At 71.6% G+C, this 20,258-nt stretch carries 15 protein-coding genes; 8 read left to right on the forward strand and 7 right to left on the reverse strand.

The features are described from left to right. Positions 1-1,587, reverse strand: coding sequence for a glycosyltransferase (locus ABZ809_RS10115; RefSeq protein WP_357562125.1), 1,587 nt, complete (start codon positions 1,585-1,587; stop codon positions 1-3). 319 nt (positions 1,588-1,906) lie between these two features. On the opposite strand from ABZ809_RS10115, the gene ABZ809_RS10120 reads away from it, so the two are divergent. Continuing rightward, positions 1,907-3,085, forward strand: coding sequence for a hypothetical protein (locus tag ABZ809_RS10120; protein WP_357562126.1), 1,179 nt, complete (start codon positions 1,907-1,909; stop codon positions 3,083-3,085). Between the two features lie 95 nt (positions 3,086-3,180). On the opposite strand, the gene ABZ809_RS10125 is transcribed toward ABZ809_RS10120, so the two are convergent. Then, positions 3,181-5,109: a hypothetical protein gene (locus ABZ809_RS10125; RefSeq protein WP_357562127.1), complete on the reverse strand. Its 1,929-nt coding sequence runs from the start codon at positions 5,107-5,109 to the stop codon at positions 3,181-3,183. Positions 5,110-5,402: 293 nt separating this feature from the next. On the opposite strand from ABZ809_RS10125, the gene wecB reads away from it, so the two are divergent. From wecB to ABZ809_RS10140, 3 genes are read left to right on the forward strand one after another with little or no spacing between them, the layout of a single operon-like run. Continuing rightward, positions 5,403-6,485, forward strand: coding sequence for a UDP-N-acetylglucosamine 2-epimerase (non-hydrolyzing) (gene wecB / locus ABZ809_RS10130; protein ID WP_357562128.1), 1,083 nt, complete (start codon positions 5,403-5,405; stop codon positions 6,483-6,485). 59 nt (positions 6,486-6,544) lie between these two features. Next, positions 6,545-8,023 carry a glycosyltransferase gene (locus ABZ809_RS10135; RefSeq protein WP_357562129.1) on the forward strand — a complete coding sequence of 493 codons (1,479 nt, stop codon included), beginning with the start codon at positions 6,545-6,547 and terminating at the stop codon, positions 8,021-8,023. Then, positions 8,020-10,158 carry a glycosyltransferase family 1 protein gene (locus ABZ809_RS10140; protein ID WP_357562130.1) on the forward strand — a complete coding sequence of 713 codons (2,139 nt, stop codon included), beginning with the start codon at positions 8,020-8,022 and terminating at the stop codon, positions 10,156-10,158. Before ABZ809_RS10135 ends, ABZ809_RS10140 begins: the two co-directional genes overlap by 4 nt. Before the next feature lie 76 nt (positions 10,159-10,234). Here the strand turns inward: ABZ809_RS10140 and galE are convergent, their stop codons facing one another. The 4 genes from galE to ABZ809_RS10160 all read right to left on the reverse strand — a co-directional run bounded on the left by galE (position 10,235) and on the right by ABZ809_RS10160 (position 14,196). Next, positions 10,235-11,302 carry a UDP-glucose 4-epimerase GalE gene (gene galE / locus ABZ809_RS10145; RefSeq protein ID WP_357562131.1) on the reverse strand — a complete coding sequence of 356 codons (1,068 nt, stop codon included), beginning with the start codon at positions 11,300-11,302 and terminating at the stop codon, positions 10,235-10,237. Continuing rightward, the gene (locus ABZ809_RS10150; protein ID WP_357562132.1) at positions 11,299-12,315 is read right to left on the reverse strand and encodes a Gfo/Idh/MocA family oxidoreductase; all 1,017 of its coding nucleotides are present in this window, start codon (positions 12,313-12,315) and stop codon (positions 11,299-11,301) included. The genes galE and ABZ809_RS10150 overlap by 4 nt, the downstream gene beginning before the upstream one ends. Continuing rightward, a complete protein-coding gene (locus tag ABZ809_RS10155) occupies positions 12,312-13,421 on the reverse strand; it encodes a DegT/DnrJ/EryC1/StrS family aminotransferase (RefSeq protein WP_357562133.1) in 1,110 nt (369 codons plus the stop codon). The genes ABZ809_RS10150 and ABZ809_RS10155 overlap by 4 nt, the downstream gene beginning before the upstream one ends. Before the next feature lie 94 nt (positions 13,422-13,515). Beyond that, positions 13,516-14,196, reverse strand: a complete 681-nt coding sequence (locus ABZ809_RS10160; protein WP_357562134.1) for a TetR/AcrR family transcriptional regulator — start codon at positions 14,194-14,196, stop codon at positions 13,516-13,518. A gap of 153 nt (positions 14,197-14,349) precedes the next feature. Here ABZ809_RS10160 and ABZ809_RS10165 point away from each other — a divergent pair, with 153 nt between their 5' ends. The 4 genes from ABZ809_RS10165 to ABZ809_RS10180 all read left to right on the forward strand — a co-directional run bounded on the left by ABZ809_RS10165 (position 14,350) and on the right by ABZ809_RS10180 (position 19,460). Continuing rightward, positions 14,350-15,246, forward strand: a complete 897-nt coding sequence (locus ABZ809_RS10165) for an ABC transporter permease (protein ID WP_357562135.1) — start codon at positions 14,350-14,352, stop codon at positions 15,244-15,246. Continuing rightward, positions 15,233-16,054: an ABC transporter ATP-binding protein gene (locus ABZ809_RS10170; RefSeq protein WP_357562136.1), complete on the forward strand. Its 822-nt coding sequence runs from the start codon at positions 15,233-15,235 to the stop codon at positions 16,052-16,054. Before ABZ809_RS10165 ends, ABZ809_RS10170 begins: the two co-directional genes overlap by 14 nt. Before the next feature lie 142 nt (positions 16,055-16,196). Then, on the forward strand, positions 16,197-17,699 hold the full coding sequence (locus ABZ809_RS10175) for a bifunctional cytidylyltransferase/SDR family oxidoreductase (protein WP_357562137.1): 1,503 nt from the start codon (positions 16,197-16,199) through the stop codon (positions 17,697-17,699). A gap of 36 nt (positions 17,700-17,735) precedes the next feature. Next, a complete protein-coding gene (locus ABZ809_RS10180; protein ID WP_357562138.1) occupies positions 17,736-19,460 on the forward strand; it encodes a CDP-glycerol glycerophosphotransferase family protein in 1,725 nt (574 codons plus the stop codon). A gap of 32 nt (positions 19,461-19,492) precedes the next feature. On the opposite strand, the gene ABZ809_RS10185 is transcribed toward ABZ809_RS10180, so the two are convergent. After that, entirely contained in the window at positions 19,493-20,236 is a 744-nt protein-coding gene (locus ABZ809_RS10185) for an alpha/beta fold hydrolase (protein WP_357562139.1), read from the reverse strand. Positions 20,237-20,258 lie beyond the last annotated feature (22 nt).

A 20,258-nucleotide genomic window follows, 5' to 3' on the forward strand; every position in this document is an offset into this window, starting at 1 on the left:
CTACTTTCCTCCTGAGGGCCAGATTCGGCGGAGACGGGCGATGAGCCGACGAGGAGTCACCGGGGTGACCGCGACGATCACCTGGCCCTTGTGGTTGACGGCGGGCGTGACGAGATACAACCGGACCCCCTGTCGGACGACGACGCGCGGCGCGGCGAGCCGCCGCTCGGCACGGACGGGAACCGGGCCGGACCCGCTGCCCTCGGCCGTGGCCCGCACCACCTGACGCCCGCTGCCCACGGCCCGCACCAGCTCACCCGCCGGGAGGTCCGCCCGAACGACGGTACCGTGCGCGCCGCCCGAAACCGCACCGTCGACGGTCAGCTCACCCACGACGACGCGCAGCGGCCCGTACGTGTCGGTGCCGGGGCCGGTCCAGGGCGGCCGGGCGGTGACGGTGAGCACCCTCTCCCCGGCGGCATCCTGCTTCCAGGTCAGGTCGGTGGCAGTGAGCCTGGCCATGATCTCGCCGACGCGGGCGGTGACGTCGTAGAGGTCGTCCGGGAGTGACAGCTGTGGATCGCGGAAGCCGACATACCGCGCGTACCACCGGCCGTCCTCGATCGTCACCGGGGGCAGTTCCTTGTCGGCCTCCTGGCGGACCAGCTCGAGCAGGTGGCTGAGGTCGCCATGCTGTGCGACGGACAGCCGCCGCAGGACGTCGACCGGAAGCCGGCCCCGGATGCCGGCGGTGAGGTGCTGGTCGGCCAGCTTGCGGATCCGCGTGTGCACCTGCTGCTGGACCTCCTCGGGCAGGTCGAGGAAGTCCTTGCGGAGCAGCTTCGCGACCTCCCACGTGAAGTGCCGCACCAGCACCGCGTCGCGCCGCTCGCCGGGTTCGATCAGGCCGGCGACGAAGTCGACGATCTCCTCCGCGCAGCGCAGCCGCTCCTCGTGCCGGCTGCGATAGGTGATGTTCTGGGCGTTCTCCCGGCGTACCGCGTAGTAGTAGTCGTAGTCGGCGAGCACCGAGATCCGCCGGGCGCGGAAACAGGCCTCCAGCGTGAACGGCTGGTCGCTGCCCATGGGCATGTCCTCGCGGAAGCGCAGCCGATGCCGCTCGACGAGGTCACGACGGAACAGCTTGGTGTTCGACAGCGACCAGGGCAGCTCGCTGTCGAACAGGTCGACGTCGGGCTCGCTGCTGGCGTAGATCGCCTGGTGGACGTACCGCTTGTTGGTGCCCACCATCCGGCCGAGCACGACGTCCGATTCCCACCGGTCCGCTGCGGTGACCAGTCGCTCCAGGGCCTCCGGCCCGAGGTGGTCGTCGGAACCGATGAAGAACACGTACCGCCCGGTGGCCCGCTCCAACGCCCGGTTGCTCGGCACCGCCGGCCCGCCCGAGTTCGCCTGGTGCAGCACGACGAAGGTCTCCGGATACCGCGCCGCGAAGCGGTCGAGCTCCTCGCCGCTGCCGTCGGTCGAGCCGTCGTCCACCGCGACGACCTGCAGCCGGTCCCGGCCGATGGTCTGCTCGACCAGAGAGGTCAGGCAGGTGGTCAGGTAGGGCATCGTGTTGTAGACCGCGACGACGACGCTGACGTCCGGCGCGCTCGTCCGGCCGCTCTCCCCGTCGAACCTCATCGTCTGCCTCTCGTGTGGCGGCGGCCCGGGCGGAACCTCGGCGAGTGTACGGCACGAGAGTGCCCGGCCGGTGACACCCGAGCACGGCCGGTCGGGCGTGCGGTCGGGGCGGCCACCAGACGGGCCTGTCGCAGCCGGTGACGGCCCCTCACGGACATTCCCGGCCGCCCGGCCCGAGCCGTCGTGTCGCTGTCGGTGCCCTCCCGCCACGCCCTGATAGTCTGCCGCGCGGGCGCAGGTCGATCACCGGAGCACCCGGGCCTCGGTTGCGACCCGCCCGGCGGTCGGCGCGGGGGGACAGCCGTCGAAAAGGCAGGTCATGAACGTCAGCACCGACCCTGATCGGAAGACCCGTGCTGCCGGCACCACCGCGACCGCCACGCTCGGTGACGGCGTCCGGCGGCTGCGAAGCGCCCTGCTCCTCGCCTGGCCCGCCCTTGCCGGCTACGCCGCGATACGTGCCGTCGGACTGGTCGTCCTGGCGGTGTGGGGAGATGCGAGGGACGCGCGGTTCGGTCAGCTCATCGGCATGAGGGCGGACGCCGGCTGGTACCTCCGGATCGCCGAGCGGGGCTACGACTCCGGCGAGCAGTTGCAGAGCGACATGGCGTTCTTCCCGCTGTACCCCTATCTGGTCTCCTGGCTGGAGCCGCTGTCGCCGCTGGCCATGCGGAACACTGCCATCGCGGTCGCCTGGATCGCGTCGCTGGCGGCCGCCTGGGGGCTGTTCGCCGTGGGCAACCACCTGTACGGGCGGCGCACGGGTGTCCTGCTCGCGGTGCTGTGGGGTCTGTTGCCACACGCGATCGTCCAGTCGATGGCGTACACCGAGTCGCTCTTCACCGCCCTCGCCGCCTGGTCGCTGTTCGCCGTGCTGACCCGACGCTGGCTGACCGCCGGCGTGCTGTGTCTGCTCGCCGGCCTGACCCGCCCGACCGCCTCCGCCCTGATCCCCGTGGTGATGCTCGCCGCGCTGATCGCCCTGGTCCGCCGGTACGGCGGATGGCGGGCCGCGACGGCCCTCGTGCTGGCCCCGCTCGGGTGGGTGGGGTACCTGGCCTGGGTGGGATGGCGCATGGGCCGGCCCGACGGGTGGTTCCACATCCAGGACGCCGGCTGGGGTTCCACCTTCGACGCCGGTGCGGCCTCACTCGAGGCGCTGGGGAAGGCACTCGACGAGGACGCGTCCCTGCAGTGGTACGTGGTGGCGACGGTGGCGTTGGTGTCCATCGCCCTGTTCGCGCTGAGCTGCCTCGATCGGCAGCCGTGGCCGCTGTTGATGTTCAGCGGCCTGTTGCTGCTGACCACCCTCGGTTCGTCCGGTTACTTCTATTCCAAGGCCCGGTTCCTGCTGCCGGCGTTCGCCCTCCTCCTGCCGGTGGCACGGGGGCTGGCCGGGACGACCCGGGCGCGGATGGCGGTCGTACTGGTCACCATGACCGTCATGTCCGTCTACTTCGGCGCCCACCTGCTGCTGATCTGGCGCTCGTCGCCCTGACCTCTCACCGGCGTCCTCGGGGATGCCCTGCTCGACCTTGCCGACCAGGTCGGCGCCGGCGGCCGGCCGGGCGCCGGCCGCCGGTGACGGTTTGCCTAGCGGGTCAGCGGTCGCACGTCCCAGACCCACACGTCCTGCACACGCCGCGCCGGGCCGAAACAGGCCTCGAGAACCGTCCGCAGCTCGGCTTCCCTCGGATGTGACGGCAGCACGACCGCGTCGGCCTTCCACCATCGCACGTCGGCCACGGCCTGCTCCCGCTCGGCGGCGGTGACCGTTGGTTGACGGGTGCCCGCCCCGACGCCGGTGAGCAGGACCGCGGTGGGGCGGGGTGCCACACCCCACCGGCCGGTGTCGTCCGTCGGCGAGGTGGGACCGAGGAAGTAACCCTGCGGCACGGCGAAGCCGGTCAGGCTCGCCGCCCCCCAGTGGACCGAGGTCATGTTGTGCACGGGCACAGGCACCAGGGTCCTGCCCTCGGCGACGTGGTCCCGCCACGCTCCCGAGGTGACGAAGGCCGGCACCTCGACACGGCCCTTCGCCTCCAGCGGCGTCGGCAGCATCGGCAGCAGCGCCGCCGACAGCGCCGCGCCTGCCAGCACCCGCAGCGGCCCGGCGGCGCGGCTGTCCGAGTCCGCGGCGATGGTCGCGACCCGGTCCACGGCGAACGCCAGCAGCAGCCCGATGACGACTGTGGTGATCAGCGCGAAGCGGGCGATCACCATCGCGTCGATGATCGGCAGACCATGGATCAGCGCGAACGGGGCGGGAATGTCGCTCTTCCGCGCGCCCCAGCTGAACGTCGATCCCAGCGCGAACAGACCGGAGGCGATGGCGACGAGGGCCAGCACCCGCACTCCCAGTTGTCGTCGGAACGCGGCGACTGCCACGGCCACCAGCACCAGGACCGGCCAGCCGTAGAAACTGGCCTCCTCGGTCGTATTGGCGGACAGGCCCTTCGCGCTGGTCGGCCCCCCACCGATGGACTCGGTGGCGTAGGCGACGAACGACCCGAGCTTGAGCGAGTAGACGTCCGGATTGCCGGGGTGGCCGACGCGGTGCTGCGGGCCGGCGAACTGCATCCACAGCGGGTAGGCGGTGACGGCGAGCACGAGCGCTCCGGCGATCCCCAGGGCGGCGAGCGCGGACGGTGCGCGTCGCAGCGCTTCGCGCGGCCGGAGCAGCACGTAGGCGATCGTCGCCATCGCGGCACCGAGCGCAACCAGGAAGAGGATCTCCAGACCGACGTAGAACTGCGCGGCGACCAGCCCGCCCAGGACCAGGCCGTTACGCACCACCGAGCCGGGCCGGGCCAGCAGGATGATCCGCCAGACGATGAACGGCACCAGCCACTGGGCGGTGATGTGCGGATGTCCGTTGCTGTGCGCCACCATCGCCGGCGCGAAGGCGCAGAACAGACCGCCGACGAACGCCGCCACCCGGGATTCGACCAGGTGCCGGGACAGCACCCAGTACCAGGCGAACCCGGTGCCGACGAGGTTCAGGGTGAGCAGCAGCAGATACGACACCGAGGGGCCACCCAGCACCGTGACCGGGGTGAGCAGGATGCCGGTCAACTGCATGCCCACGTTGGCCACGAGGTTGACGCCTTCGGGGGCATTCTGCAGCGTGGTGAAGAAGGGATTCTTCAGGTGCGTCGTCGCGTGCGCGGCATGCGCCAGCATCCACTCGTTGAAGCCCTGGTCGTCGGGCCGGGTGCCGAGCAGGCGGCCGTCCGGGTCACGCCAGCCCCGCGCGGTCAGCATGAGCGCACCGAGGAGATACACGGCCGCCGCGAGCAGGTCGGCCAGTCGCGACCGGGTCAGCCACGGGACACCGGGCCGCACAAGCCGGCTGGGCGCGGACGTACGGGCGTGCCGTTCCGCTTCCTCCTGGGCCGTGGCGTCCCGATGGCCAGCGCCGGCAAGGGTGTCCGGCTCGGCAGGCCGGCCCACTGTCGGGTCGGGCCGGGGCCCGTCGGACGTCGATATGCTGGTCGCTTCTTCCGTGGGCCCTGTGGTCACGATCGCGGATCCTAGTCGTGCCGGCCGATCGGGATCCGCACGGCGCGCGGCCGGTGGATTGGGGCCATTGGCACCCGGGCATTCGCCGCAAGCTGGGTCAGTCAGGGATTTCGGCGCTATTCGCAACAGCTGGATACACCGGGGGACGTATCGCGTCACGCACCGGTGGTTCCCGCGGACGCGGCGTAGATTTGGAACGGCCTGCTGGGCTGAGGCAGAATTCGTTGGCATCCAGGGACCGTGCCGAGGGCGCGCGGCTGCCCTTCACGAAACCACTCGGAGGAGCCACCCAAGTGAAGGTCATCAGCGTGGTCGGGGCGCGTCCCCAGCTGATCAAGCTCGCACCCATCGCCGCGGCCTTCGCCCGCACGGAACACGAACACGTCATCGTGCACACCGGGCAGCACTACGACGCCGATCTCTCCGACGTCTTCTTCTCCGGGCTCGGCATCCCCGACCCGAACGTCCACCTGGGTATCGGCTCCGCTTCTCACGGGGTGCAGACCGGCAAGGCCCTCGCCGCGCTGGACCCGGTGTTCCTGGCGGAGAAGCCCGACTGGGTCCTGGTCTACGGCGACACCAACTCGACCCTCGCCGGCGCCGTCTCCGCGGTCAAGCTGCACCTGCCCGTCGCACACCTTGAAGCCGGACTGCGCTCGTTCAACCGGCGGATGCCGGAGGAACACAACCGGATCCTCACCGACCACGCCGCGGACCTGCTCCTCGCACCGACCGAGGAGGCCATGCGGCACCTCGCCGCGGAGGGGCTCGCCGACCGGTCGGTGCTGGCCGGCGACGTGATGGTCGACGTCTGTCTCGGCGTGCGCGACGCGGTGCTGGCCGGCCGGCACCCGGCCCCCGCGCTACCGGAGGGCATCGACCCCGGCGGGCCGTACCTGCTGGCGACCGTGCACCGCGCCGAGAACACCGACTCCGCCGAGCGGCTGGCCGCCCTGGTCGACGCGCTGGCCGACCTGCCCCTGCCGGTCGCGCTGCTGGCGCATCCGCGCCTGGTGGCCAAGGCCGAGGAGCACGGCGTCAAGCTTGCCCGGGGCGCGGTGCACGTCGGGCGGCCACTGCCGTACGCGGGCATGGTCGCCGCCGTCATCGGTTCCGTCGGTGTGGTCACCGACTCCGGCGGCTTGCAGAAGGAAGCCCACCTGCTGGCCCGGCCGTGCACCACGCTGCGTCCCGAGACGGAGTGGATCGAGACCCTCGAAGGTGACTGGAACCGGCTGGTCCCCGAGCCGGACGCGCTGAGCCGGGCGGAGTGGATCGACGTGGCGACCCGGCCGGCCCCGACCGCCGACCGCGGCGCCCCGTACGGCGACGGTCGGGCCGCGGAGCGGGTCGTCTCGATCCTGGAATCGAGGTAAACATGCCGGACAACGCGAAGACGGACGTATCTCACCTGCCCGTGCTACCTTCTCCCCCCGTGTCAGCATCCTCTGGAAACGGCCATTCGTCGTACTCCGCCCGCCTGGGCCGGCGCGACGAGCGCGTCCGGCCCCACCTGATCTACCTCGCCATCGGGTTTCCTCCAGCGGCCAAGAGCTGCGCCTACCGGATGAGGGAAACCGCCAACCAGTTCCGTCGGCTCGGCTGGGATGTCACCGTCGTGACGATCGCCGCCGCGTCGTGGGAGCGGGACTCGGGGCTGGACTACACGCTCTCGGAGAACGTCGATCCGGGCATCGAGATCGTGGAGCTCCCGCTCGCCAGGGAAGACCTCGAGACCGACATCCGGAAGTTCAGCGAGGAGCGTGCGCTGCGCCCGGACAAGTGGCTGGCCAGGCTGCGCAAGCGGGAGCAGACGATATTCCCGGAGCCGGTTTTCGGCGGCTGGCGCGGCACCCTCGAGCAGGCGGTGGTCGACGTCCACCGCCGGCACCCGGCTGACCTGCTGCTCGCCAGCTGCGTCCCCTACGTCAACCTGGCCGCCGCCTGGAAGCTGTGGAAGGAGTGCGGAGTCCCCTACGCCGTCGACTTCCGCGACGGCTGGTCCATCGACGTGGTCAACGGCGGCGAGGCCTTCACCCCGGACTCCGAGGCGGGCGTCTGGGAACGCAGGATCATGGACCACTGTCTCTCGCTGTGGGTGGTGAACGACCCCATCGCCGAGCACTACCGGGCCCGCTATCCGCACGTCGCCGACCGGGTCCACGTGGTGCGCAACGGTTACGACAAGGACAGCGTCCCGGCCCGGCCGCGCAAGGCCGACCTCGACGCCGGGCTCACCTTCGGATATCTGGGCACCGTCAACTACTCCCGGCAGCAGTTGAGTGTCGTGCTGGACGCCTGGCGGGCCGCGCGGCAGCAGGAGCCGATGCTGCGCAACGCGAAACTCGACATCCGGGGCCACATCGGCGCCGGGGCGAGCCGGGAGGCGAACAGCCTCACCGAGTTGATCCGCGACGCCGAACAGGACGGCGTGTCCTTCGGCGGCCCGGTGCGCAAGGCGGAGGTGGCCGACACCTACGCCGGTTGGGACGCCCTGGTGCTGATCCTCATCGGCGGTCGCTACGTGACCTCCGGCAAGGTCTACGAGTACATGGCGACCGGCCTGCCGATCGTGTCGGTCCACGAGATCGACCACGACGCGTCCCGCGTGCTGACGGGGCACCCGCTCTGGAGCGGCGCCTTCGGGCTCGACGAGATGAAGCTGACGAACGCCTTCCGGGAGGCCGCGCGGGCGACCCTCGAGGCGACCGACACCGAACGGGCCGCGGTCCGCGCCCACGCCGACCCCTTCACCCGGGAGGGTCTGATGACCAGGGCCGTCCAGCAACTGGCCGAGTACGCGCTCAGTGACGCGCGCGACCTGCCGGTCAACAACGCCGCCGTCCATCCGTCGGACGGGGCCGCGACCGGCGGTCAGTCCGAGGCCGTCCGGGCGGGCGGTGTGAACGCATGACCGAGGTGCTGCTGGTCGCGGGCACGCCGCCCCAGCCCGGAATCCTGGCCGGCGCGGTGCGGCGGCTTCGGGAGAAGGGCGCGCGGATCTACCTGGTCGGCGCGCTCAACCAGGACGAACTCCCCGCCGACCTCGGCGTGGACGGCCTGTACGCGTTGCCCGAGGCGATCGCCAAGACCCCGCACAGCCGGTCCGGGCTGCGTGCGGCGCCCGGCGAGCGGGTGTGGGCGCGGCTTCGCCGTGAGCCGTGGTTGCGGGAGCGTTACCGCAGCGCCGACGTGCTGGTGGCGATGGACGCCCACGCCATCTACACGGTGTGGCGGCTCGCCCAGCGCAACCGCACCGCCGACGCCCGTTACGGGGTGGCGGCCGCGGTGCAGGCCATCGCCGAACGCAAGACGCGCCCCGCGCCGAGCCCGCTGCAACGGTGGACGAACGGGCTTCCGACATCCGAGATCGTCCGGCAGGGCGTGAGCCGCCTGGTGCAGGCCGCTCCCCATGTGGCGGTGTCGGCCGTCACCGCCCGGCCCCTGATGCGCAGCAAGATCGGCACGCAACTGTGGCTCACCGCCGTGCAGGCACCGCGGATGCCCGACTCCCTGCGTGCGAAGGTCGCCCACCAGGTGGCGGACAGCATGGCGTGGGCGGGCCGCCCCGACGGCGAGGCGCTGATCCTCAACGCCACGGCGCGCAAGCTCAGCCAGCCCGCCGCGCGAGCGGGGATGCTGGCTGAAGCCGCCAGCCAGCAGCTCAAGGCCGGCATCGCCCCACACGACCTCAAGCCCGCCGTGGAGGCGTTGCTCTCGGTCGCGGACCAGCGGCACCGGGTCGACGAGAACGCCGCCGCCGCCAACCTGCTCAACCGGGCCATGACGCTCGCCTTTGACCGGGTGCTGCACATCGACCAGCTCACCTCGCCGCTGGCGCAGGATCCGGAAGGCTTCATCGCGCCCTTCCGACGCTCACTGACGGCGACCACCGTGGCCGCGCCCCGTGGGCGGTTGCAGCCGGCGGCGCCGCCGCCCACCGGGCGACCGTTGCGGCTGCTCATCGCCACCAGCGCCAACGACAATTTCCTGAAGCTGATCCGGGCGCACTACGAGGCGCACCCGGGCGTCGAGGTCCGTTTCGTCGACCTCGCGGCGAACGCCGCGCTCAAGAAGGTGACCTGGGCCGCCAAGTCGATGCTCGAGCACCGGCTGTCGGCGGACGAGACGGCCTACGGCGCGAAGGTCGAGGAGCGGTTGCGCCCGCACCTCGACTGGGCCGACACCGTGTTCGTCGACTGGTGCGTCGCACCGGCCGCGTTGTTCACCATGATCGATCCGGGCACCACCCGCATCATCGCGCGGCTGCACAGCTACGAGGCGATCTCGCGCTGGCCCCACATGGTCGACTTCTCGCGGATCGACGACCTCATCTTCGTCGCCGACCACATCAAGGACCTGACCACGACCCTGGTTCCGCAGTTGCAGGCTGCCGACGCGCCCCGTACGCACGTGCTGGACAACGCGATGGACCTGCGCGGCTTCCAGATCGACAAGCCCGCCGAAGCCCGTTTCCAGCTCGGCATGGTGGGAATCAACCAGGTCGCCAAGGACCCGCGGTGGGCGATCGAGGTGCTCCGGCTCCTGCGCCGGCAGGACGACCGTTACCGGCTGCTCCTGGTCGGCGGGGAGATGAACCCCGACGTGAGCATCGCCACCCGCGAATACCTCAAAGCCTTCCACCAGGACCTCGCCGAGCTGGAGCCTTCGGGCGCGGTCCGCAGACTCGGTCCGACCAACGACGTCCCCAAGATGCTGACCGACATCGGTGTCATCATCAGCTCTTCTGTCCGTGAGGGTTGCCACTGCGGCCTGATGGAGGGGGCCGCGAGCGCCGCCGTCCCGGTCGTGCGGGACTGGCCCTTCTTCGCCGGCCGCCCCCACAGCGCCCGCACGTTGTACCCCGAGGGCTGGGTCATCGGCACCCCGGAGGAGGCGGTCGAGCGAATCCTCACCACCACGGCCACCGAGGAGGCGTGGCGGTCCGCCGGCCGTGCGGCGTCCGAGCACGCGCTGCGGGAATGGGACTGGTCCGTGGTGAAGCACCGCTTCGACCGGCTGATCCTCGGCGACGGGCAGACCAGCTGACGCTCCTGGAACAGCACGAGGCCCCACACCGGTTCCCGGTCGTGGGGCCTCGTCGCGCTGTGGCTGCTCCTGAAGGTCAGGCGGACGGCGTCAGGGCATGATCGTGAGCGGTCGCTCCGACGTCGGCGGCCGACTGCTCCTGGTCAGCGGGGCCGAGTCGGCTGTCGCGCAACTCCGCCCACTGCAACGAATGCCGGATGCCGTCCTCCAACGACAGCCGCGGCTGCCATCCGAGCAGCTTGCGGGCCCGCTCGCTACGGGTGTACGTGCCGGCCGAGTCGCCGGGGCGCCGGGGCGAGAGCCGGGTCTCGATCGGCCGGCCCAGCACGTTGGTGAACGCGGTCAGCAACTCGTGGACGGTGGTGCCGTTGCCGGTGCCCAGGTTGACGACCTCGTAGCCGGAGTTGCCCGGCGCGAGGACGGCGTCGAACTGGCGCAACGCCTCGACGTGCGCCTCGGCAAGGTCCCAGACATGCACGTAGTCCCGGATGCCGGAGCCGTCGCGGGTCGGCCAGTCGGTGCCCGTGACCTGGAACGGCACACCGGTACGCGTCGCCTCGATCATCTTGCCGAGCACGTGCGACGGGCGGGCCAGTTGCAGGCCGGTACGCATCCGGGGGTCAGCCCCGACCGGATTGAAGTAGCGCAGCGAGATGACCCGCAGCGCGTACGCACGCGCGCTGTCCTGGAGCACCTGCTCCACCATGGCCTTGCTGTGCCCGTACGGGCTGGTGCCGGCCACCGGGGACGTCTCGTCGACCGCGAAGTCGTCACCGGGCTGGTAGATGGCCGCCGAGGAGCTGAACAGGAACCGGTCGCACCCGTTGGCGACCAGCGCGTCGAGGAACTCGACCGACTTGCCGACGTTCTCCCGGTAGTAGCGCAACGGATGCGCGACCGAGTCCGGCACGACGATCAGCGCGGCACAGTGGACGGCCGCCTCGATGTCCGGGTGCTCGGCGAAGATACGGTCGACGAGCTGCCGGTCGGCGATGTCACCCCGGTAGAAGATGCGGTCCCGCACGAACTCGGCCCGGCCGGTGCTGAGGTCGTCCAGGATCACGGGTGTGAAGCCGGCGTCCAGACACGCGGAGGCGATGGTGCTGCCGATGAAGCCGGCGCCCCCGGCGATCAGGACCTTCATGCGTTGACTCTCCCGACCGAGGCGATCGGCACCGTGACGCCGTCGCTCGCGGAGCGCAGCACGGCGCCGGCCACCTCGACGGTACGCAGACCCTGGCGCAGGGTCACGATGTCGCTCTCCTTGCCCTCGACCGCGTCCCGGAAGCGCTCGTGCTCGACCAGCAGCGGCTCCCGCTTCGGGATCGCGTAGCGCACCATGTCGCCCTCGGCGACCCCCCGGAAGGCGCGCAGCGCCTCCCACTCGGTGTCGATGGCGCCGTTGGCGTAGAAGGTGAGGTCGGCGGTGAGGGTGTCGGCGACGAAGCAGCCCCGGTCACCGGTGATCACCGTGGACCGCTCCTTGAGCGGGCTCAGCCAGTTGACCAGGTGGTTGACCATGGTGCCGTCGGCGAGCTGCCCGACCACGGCGACCATGTCCTCGTGCAGCCGGCCGCTACGGGAGACCGTCCGGGCCGACACCGAGGTGTACTCCTGGCCGGTCACCCAACTCGTCAGGTCGATGTCGTGGGTGGCCAGGTCCATCACCACGCCGACGTCGGCGATGCGGTGCGGAAAGGGGCCCTGCCGGCGGGTGACGACCTGGTAGACCTCGCCCAGCTCGCCCGCCTCCAGCCGGGTGCGCAGGTTCTGCAGGGCGGGGTTGTACCGCTCGATGTGCCCTACCCCGGCCACCAGGCCGGCGGCCTCGAAGGCCTCCACGAGCCGCAGCGCCGCGTCCACGCTCTGCGCGAGGGGCTTCTCGATCAGGGCGCTGACGCCGTTGGCGGCCAGCTCCAGGCCGATCCGTTCGTGCAGCGCGGTCGGGCAGGCCACCACCGCGTAGTCGACGCCGAGGGCGAGCAGGTCGCCGAGCTCGGGCACCACCGGCGCCCGCAGCGTGCCGGTGGTGTCGCCCGCCGGGTCGACGATGCCGACGAGCTCGACGCCGTCCAGGCCGGCGAGGACGCGGGCGTGGTTGCGGCCCATCGCGCCGAGGCCGATGAGTCCGGCGCGCAGCCTGCGTCCAGCGGTCATCGGGCACCCCCGGCCAGGTTCGCGCCCTCGGCGATGCGCTCCAGCTCGGCCTCGGTCAGCGAGGGGTGGATCGGCAGGGAGACGACCTCGGCGGCGGCGCGCTCGGTCTCCGGCAGGTCCCAGGGGCCGGGCTTGCCGTCCTCGGTGAGGTAGGGCTTGAGCCGGTGGATCGGCGTCGGGTAGTAGACGGCGTTGCCGATGCCCAGCTCGGTCAGGCGCTGCTGGGCGGCGTCCCGGTTGCCCTGCACCCGCACCGTGTACTGGTGGTAGACGTGCCTGGCGGCGTCGGCGACCGGCGGGGTGACCATGCCGGTGATCTTCGAGTCGAGGAACTTGGCGTTCGCCCGGCGCTGCTCGGTCCACTCGCCGAGCTGGCCCAGCTGCACCCGGCCGATGGCGGCGGCGACGTCGGTCATCCGCATGTTCGCGCCGACGATCTCGTTGGCGTACCGCTGCTCCATGCCCTGGTTGCGCAGCAGCCGCAGGGTGCGGGCGAGCTCGGCGTCGGCGGTGCTGACCATGCCGCCCTCCAGGGCGTGCATGTTCTTGGTGGGATAGAAGCTGAAGCAGCCGGCGGTGCCGAAGGCGCCCACCGGGGTGCCGTGCAGCGCGGCGCCGTGCGCCTGGGCGGCGTCCTCGACGACGGCCAGGTTGTGCCGCTCGGCGATCGCCATGATCCGGTCCATCGCGGCGGGGTGGCCGTAGAGGTGAACCGGCATGATCGCCACGGTGCGCGGGGTGACCGCGGCGGCGACCGCCTCCGGGTCGAGGCAGAAGCTGCCCGGCTCGATGTCCACGAAGACCGGCTCGGCGCCGACCAGCCGGACGGCGTTGGCGCTGGCCGCGAAGGAGAACGACGGCACGATGACCTCGTCGCCCGGGCCGAAGCCGAGGGCCATGAGGGTGAGCTGCAGGGCGGACGTGCCCGAGTTCACCGCGACGCAGTGCCGCCCGGCGACCAGCTCGCCGAACTCCTCCTCGAAGGCCGCCACCTCGGGACCCTGCACCACCCGGCCGCTGCGGAGCACCCGGACAGCCGCCTCGATCTCGGCGTCGCCGATGATCGGCCGCGCTGGGGGAATGAACTCTGGGTGCGGCCCAGCCATGGGGCATCCTCCTGTGTCAGATGGTGCTCGGGTGGGGGTTCGGGGTGCGATACTAGCCCGTTGCGAACTGGGTCGAGACCGACGAAGTCAACGTTCACGCACCGGCCCGGCGGGGTTCAGAAGCGGTCAGGGACCGGGTGTCCCACACCGCTGGCTCGTCGAGGGACGGACCGGTACATGCTACCCGCAGGGCCGCGACGATCGCGGCGGCCATCCGAGCGATCTCCGGCGTGTCAAGTGGCGTGCGGGAGATGGCCAGCCGCCAGTAGACCGGTCCGACGATCAGGTCCGCCGCGCCGCGCCGGTCGGCCCCCGCCGGCAGCTCTCCCCGCTCGACCGCCCGACCGATGACCAGCTCACCGACCCGGTCCTGATAGCCGGCCACCGCCCGCTGGAGGGTCTCGGCGATCTGCGAGTTGCGCGCCGCCTCGGCGAGCAGGTCCGGGATGATCTGCGAGGCCAGCGGATGGCGTAGCGCCCCGGCGGCGACGAGCAGCAGCAACTCCACGTCCCCGTGCAGGCTCCCGGCATCCACCATCGGCAGCTTGCGGCCCGCGACCGCGGAGACCATGTCCAGCACCAACTCGAGCTTGGAGCGCCACCGGCGGTAGATGGCCGTCTTGCTGACCCCGGCCCGCCGGGCCACCGCCTCGATCGACAGCCGGCCATAGCCGACCGCCGCCAACTCCTGCGTGACCGCGCGGCGGATGGCCGTGGTGATGTCGTCACGGAGCACTGCCGCACCGGCCGGCACCCGCCTCTTGTCGGTCTTCACGTGCAACAATGTAGCGCAGCGACGGTACGGTTGCGTCCCGACGTGTTTTCCACTACGGTTCGCCCGGCGACGAGGCGGCGCTCCGCACCGGCCACGCTCTCCCCGTCGCCGCGCGCATCCCGTTGGCACGAAAAGAGATCGGAGCGCCTAACCATGGCCAACACCACGGTGGCCGACCCGGATTCCGGGCTCACCGGGGCCCAGCTCGCCCAGCGGTACGGGCTCCGGTTCGCCGGCGAACGGCCGTCCCTGGGCGCATACGCCGGGCAGCTCTGGCACTACCGGCACTTCATCGCCGCGTACGCCAACGCCAAGCTGGTCGCGTCGTTCAGCAACGCCCGGCTCGGGCAGCTGTGGCAGGTACTCACCCCGCTGACCAACGCGGCGGTCTACTACCTGATCTTCGGTGTGGTGCTGGAGCAGAACAGCATCCCGAACTTCATCGCCTACCTCTGCACCGGTCTGTTCATCTTCAACTTCACCCAGACCGCGGTGCAGAACGGCACGCAGTCGATCACCGGCAACCTCGGCCTGATCAGGGCGCTGCACTTTCCCCGGGCCTGCCTGCCGCTGGCCGTCACGGTGACCCAGTTCCAGCAGCTCCTCGGCTCGATGGTGGTCCTCATCGCCATCGTCCTGGTGACCGGCGAGCCGATCACCCTGAACTGGCTGATGCTGGCGCCGGCGATCCTGCTCCAGACGGTCTTCAACGCCGGGCTCAGCATGGCGATGGCCCGGATGGGCGCGAAGCTGGCGGACCTCAAGCAGGTCATGCCGTTCGTCATGCGCACCTGGATGTACGGCTCCGGGGTGCTCTACAGCGTGGCACTCTTCGAGCAGCAGCTGCCGTCCTGGGCCTCCGGGCTGGTCGAGCTCAACCCGGCGCTGGTCTACATCGAGCTGGCCCGGGTCGCGCTGCTGGAGAACGCGCCGGTGCTCAGCTCCTCCCTGCTCCAGCTCTGGGTGACGGCGGTGGGTTGGGCGATCGTGATGGGCGTCGGGGGTTTCATCTACTTCTGGCGGGGCGAACAGGAGTATGGCCGTGGTTGAGCAGTTCGAGTCGTCCAACGACGTGACCGTCACGCTGCCGCGGGTGCAGGAGCGGATCCCCACCGTGGTGGTGGACGACGCGCACGTGATCTACCGGATCCACAAGGGCGCGAGCGGGGGCGGCGGCCCGGTCGGTGCGCTCAAGCGGATGGTGAGTCGCACCTCGGCGCCGAACATCCGCGAGGTGCACGCGGTCAAGGGGGTCAGCTTCACCGCGTACCGGGGCGAGGCGGTCGGCCTGATCGGCAGCAACGGCTCGGGGAAGTCGACCATGCTGCGCGCGATCGCCGGACTGCTGCCGGTCAACCGCGGCGCGGTCTACACCCATGGTCAGCCCTCGCTGCTCGGGGTCAACGCGGCCCTGCTCAACGACCTCTCCGGCGAGCGCAACGTCGTGCTGGGCTGCCTGGCCATGGGCATGCCGCCCGAGGAGGTGCAGCGGCAGACCCCGGAGATCATCGAGTTCTCCGGGATCAACCAGCGGGGCGACTTCGCGTCGCTGCCGATGCGCACCTACTCCTCCGGCATGGCGGCCCGGCTGCGCTTCTCCATCGCCGCGGCCAAGAGGCACGACGTGCTGCTCATCGACGAGGCCCTCGCCACCGGCGACAAGATCTTCCGCAAGCGCAGCGAGCAGCGGGTCCGGGAGCTGCGGGAGGGCGCCGGCACGGTCTTCCTCGTCAGTCACCAGCTCTCCTCGATCCGCGACACCTGCGAACGGACTATCTGGCTGGAATCGGGCGTCCTGCGCATGGACGGCCCGACTGACGAGGTCGTCCGGGCGTACGAGGCGTTCACCGGCAAGTAGCGCGGCGCTCGTACGGCATCGCCCGGTGACCCGACCGACCGCGTCGCCCTGTGGGGGCGGCGCGGTCGGCGCGTTAAGGTTCATCCGGTCGCCACGAGGGCGGGACCTTCTGTTCACGCACCCTGAGAGTGAGGCTTCGGCAATGACGCAGGACCACACCACTGGCCCGGACGCCGCACCGGAGAATCCGGCACCGTGGCGGCCCTCGCGGACAGTGGCGGTGGTGCTGGCCGGCGGCACCGGGACCCGGCTGGGTCTCGGCATCCCGAAGCAGCTCCTGAAGATCGCCGGCAAGCCGATCATCGAGCACACCCTGGCGGTCTTCGAGGCGGCGCCGGAGATCGACGAGATCATCGTGCTGATGGCCGTCGGTCACGTCGCCGACGCCCAGCAGATCGTCGACAAGGCCGGCTTCCGCAAGGTCACCAAGGTCGTCGAGGGTGGCGACACCCGCAACGCGACCACCCGGATCGCGCTCGACGCCGTCGGCGAGGCCGACTGCAACATCCTCTTCCACGACGCGGTGCGACCCCTGGTCAGTAGCCGGATCGTCCGGGAGTGCGTGAACGCGCTCTGGACCTACGCCGCGGTCGACGTCGCCATCCCGTCGGCCGACACGATCATCCAGGTCGACGAGAACGACTGCATCACCGACATCCCGGTGCGCTCGTCGTTGCGCCGGGGCCAGACCCCGCAGGCGTTCCGCTCCGGGACCATCCGGGAGGCCTACCGGCTCGCCGAGGGCGACCCGCACTTCGCCGCGACCGACGACTGCGGGGTGGTGCTGCGCTACCTGCCCGGCACCCCGATCAAGGTCATCGACGGCTCCGACGAGAACATCAAGGTCACCCACCCGGTCGACGTGCACCTGGCGGACAAGCTCTTCCAGCTCGCCGCCGCGCAGGCGCCCCGGGTCACCGACGAACGCAGCTACACCGAGGAGCTGACCGGCCGGACCTTGGTGATCTTCGGCGGCAGCTACGGCATCGGCCACGACCTGGCCGAACTGGCCCGCCGCTACGGCGCGCAGGTCTTCCCGTTCAGCCGTTCCAGCACCGGCACGCACGTGGAACGCGCCGAGGACGTGGAGGCCGCGCTGCGGACCGCCTTCGAGGCCACCGGGCGGATCGACCACGTGGTGGTCACCGCCGGCATCCTGGAGAAGGGTCCCCTGTCCGAGATGGACCAGGAGACGATGGACCGGGTGCTCCAGGTCAACTTCGTCGGGCCGGTCATCGCCGCCCGCCAGTCGCTGCCCTACCTCCAGCAGACCAAGGGCCAACTGCTGCTCTACACCTCCAGCTCCTACACCCGGGGCCGGGCCGACTACGCGCTCTACTCGTCCACCAAGGCGGCCCTGGTCAACCTCACCCAGGCGCTCTCCGACGAGTGGGCGGAGTTCGGCGTACGGGTGAACTGCATCAACCCCGAGCGGACCGCGACCCCGATGCGCACCAAGGCGTTCGGCGAGGAGCCGGAGCACACGCTGCTCGCCGCGGAGACCGTCGCCCAGTCCTCGCTGGACGTGCTGGTCTCGGAGCTGACCGGTCAGGTCATCGACGTACGCCGCGCGCCGGGCGAGGTGCCGGCCCAGCCGGTGCCGGGGCAGGCCACGCGGGACGCCAGTCCGGCCAACGCCGGCTGACGCGGGTCTCGGAGCACGGCGGGAGACGGAGCCGACATGCGTGGTGATCTGGTTCGGAAGTTGCTCGCCCGCGCCCTGGCCACCGGCCTGGCGGTGCTGGCGTTCCTCGTCGTCGCGCTGACCGGCGCGACCGGCTGGGGACTGGGACTGGCGGTGGCCGCCCTCGCGGCGGCGGCCTGGGAACGGCGGGTCCGGCCCGGCGCCGACACCGCGGCGGAGACGGTGCTGGTCGCGGCGGCGGTGCTGGTCGGCTACGCCCGGCGCCTCGACGCCGGCTTCGACCCCGCGCTGGCCGCGACCGCGCTGGTCCTGCTGGGGCTGGTGCTGCTGGTGGGTCCGCTGCGGGACGCCGGCGGCCTGGAGCTGCGGGCCGCGAACCTGCCGGTGCGCGCCTGGACGCCGCTGGTCGCCGCCCGCCTCGGCGACGCGCTGTCGGGGCTGCTCGCCGTGCTCGCGCTGGCCGCCGCCGCGACCCTGCCGGCCGGTGTCGCGCTGGCCGCCGCCGTGCTGGCCGCCGCCGGGGCCGGAGCGGTCGGGCTGGACCTGGCCCGGCGCCGGTTCCGGCCGGGGGCCGGCGGCTCGGCGGTGTCCCGGGCGCTGCGCCGGCACCAGCCCGAGTTCCTGCTCTACTTCTCCGCCCCGCCCGGCTCCGAATACCAGGTCACCATGTGGCTGCCGTACCTGGAGCGGATCGGCCGGCCGTTCCTGGTCATGCTGCGGGAGCCGGAGTTCCTGTCCACCGTGGCGGCGGCCACCAGCGCGCCGGTGGTCTACTGCCCGACGCTGAAGGCGATGGACGAGGCGCTGGTGCCGAGCCTGCGGGTGGCGTTCTACGTCAACCACGGCGCGAAGAACAGCCACTGCATCCGGTTCACCCAGCTGACCCACGTCCAGCTGCACCACGGCGACAGCGACAAGGCGCCCAGCGCCAACCCGGTCTCCGCCATCTTCGACCGGATCTTCGTCGCCGGTCAGGCCGCCATCGAGCGGTACGCCCGCGCCGGCGTCGACATCCCGGCGGAGAAGTTCGTGGTGGTCGGCCGGCCGCAGGTCGAGGCGATCGAGGTCCGCCAGCAGCCGGCGAGCCGGCCCGCCCCGACGGTGCTCTACACACCGACCTGGACCGGCCACCACGCGGACGCCAACTACTGTTCCCTGCCGGTCGCCGAGACGCTGCTGCGCGGGCTGCTGGCCCGGGGCGCGACGGTGATCCTGCGGGCCCACCCGTACACGTCACAGAACCCGGCCTCGGCGCGACAGTTGGGCCGGCTCACCGAGCTGCTCGCCGCGGACCGGGCCCGCAGCGGCCGGCAGCACGTCTTCGGCGCCGCCGCGAGTCGTGAGCTGACCCTGACCGAGTGCGTGAACCGCTCTGACGCGCTGGTCTCCGACGTGTCGGGGGTGATTTCCGACTACCTCTACTCCGGCAAGCCGTACGCGGTGACGGACATGGGCGGCGAGGGTGACCGGTTCACCGAGCGGTTCCCGCTGGCCGGCTCGGGCTACGTGCTGCGGCGCGACATGTCCAACGTGGACGAGGTGCTGGCCGCGCTGCTCGACACCGATCCCCTGGCCTCGGCGCGCTGGGTCACCCGGACCCGCTACCTGGGCGACTTCCCCGCCGAGTCGTACGCCGAGGCGTTCCTGGAAGCCGCCCGGCACCAGCTCGACCGGGGCTGGAACCCGCCGACCCCGCGTGCCGCCGACGGGGCCGGCCGTCCCGTCGACCCGGACGACGCGTCGCTCTCCCCCGCCACCTGACGTACCTGCCCGGTCCCGCCGCGCGGCTTCGGTCAGCGGTACGCGTCGACGAGGTCCAGGACCGCCTCGGGGGCCTCGACGTGGGCGTTGTGCCCCAGGCCGGGCAGCGTCGCGACCGGCACGCCCAGCTCCGCGAGCTGAGCGTCGGTGACCATGGGATCGTGTTCGCCCCGGGCCAGCAGCACCGGCACGTCGGTCGCCGCCAGCAGGGCGGGCAGCTCCGGCTCGCCCACGGCGAACGCGGCCGGGTCCATCGCCAGCCGCCAGCGACCGTCGACCTGCCGCAGTCCGGCACCGACGACCGGGTGGTCCGGGGCGAAGAGCCCGGTCAGGCCGGCCACCCGCAGGTGACGGCGGGCCGCCTCGTCCCGGCTGGCGAACCAGGCCACCGGCCGGACGGCCAGTTCCCCGGCCTTCGCCAGCTCGGCCGGCGACCAGACGGCCTTGATGCCGAGCCCGACGACGGCGTCGACCGGCAGTCCGGCGCCACGGGCGGCCAGCGCCAGCCCGACCACGCCACCCAGGGAGTGCCCCAGCACGACGAGCCGGTCCCCGGGCCCGAGGCCGGTGGCGACCCGGGCGGCCAGGGCGGCGAACGAGTACTCCGGCAGCGGCGGCGACCAGCCGTGACCGGCGAGGTCCGGCGCCAGCCACCGCCCCGCCCACCGACGCTCCAGCAGCGGCGCCCAGGGCAGCCACACGTCGCCGGTCGCGCCCATGCCGTGCAGCAGCAGCAGGACCCGGCGGCCGTCCCGGTCATCCGATTCGTCGACCATGGGGCGCAGTGTGCCATCCACC

The organism is Micromonospora sp. NPDC047074, assembly GCF_040643815.1.
Classification (GTDB): Bacteria; Actinomycetota; Actinomycetes; order Mycobacteriales; family Micromonosporaceae; genus Micromonospora.

What these genes read in the sequence shown, in the direction of transcription:
- ABZ809_RS10115 (WP_357562125.1), bottom strand. Translation starts at nt 1,587, where the DNA reads ATGAGGTTCGACGGGGAGAGCGGCCGGACGAGCGCGCCGGACGTCAGC.
- ABZ809_RS10120 (WP_357562126.1), top strand. Translation starts at nt 1,907, where the DNA reads ATGAACGTCAGCACCGACCCTGATCGGAAGACCCGTGCTGCCGGCACC.
- ABZ809_RS10140 (WP_357562130.1), top strand. Translation starts at nt 8,020, where the DNA reads ATGACCGAGGTGCTGCTGGTCGCGGGCACGCCGCCCCAGCCCGGAATC.
- galE (WP_357562131.1), bottom strand. Translation starts at nt 11,302, where the DNA reads ATGAAGGTCCTGATCGCCGGGGGCGCCGGCTTCATCGGCAGCACCATC.
- ABZ809_RS10150 (WP_357562132.1), bottom strand. Translation starts at nt 12,315, where the DNA reads ATGACCGCTGGACGCAGGCTGCGCGCCGGACTCATCGGCCTCGGCGCG.
- ABZ809_RS10155 (WP_357562133.1), bottom strand. Translation starts at nt 13,421, where the DNA reads ATGGCTGGGCCGCACCCAGAGTTCATTCCCCCAGCGCGGCCGATCATC.
- ABZ809_RS10165 (WP_357562135.1), top strand. Translation starts at nt 14,350, where the DNA reads ATGGCCAACACCACGGTGGCCGACCCGGATTCCGGGCTCACCGGGGCC.
- ABZ809_RS10170 (WP_357562136.1), top strand. Translation starts at nt 15,233, where the DNA reads ATGGCCGTGGTTGAGCAGTTCGAGTCGTCCAACGACGTGACCGTCACG.
- ABZ809_RS10175 (WP_357562137.1), top strand. Translation starts at nt 16,197, where the DNA reads ATGACGCAGGACCACACCACTGGCCCGGACGCCGCACCGGAGAATCCG.
- ABZ809_RS10180 (WP_357562138.1), top strand. Translation starts at nt 17,736, where the DNA reads ATGCGTGGTGATCTGGTTCGGAAGTTGCTCGCCCGCGCCCTGGCCACC.
- ABZ809_RS10185 (WP_357562139.1), bottom strand. Translation starts at nt 20,236, where the DNA reads ATGGTCGACGAATCGGATGACCGGGACGGCCGCCGGGTCCTGCTGCTG.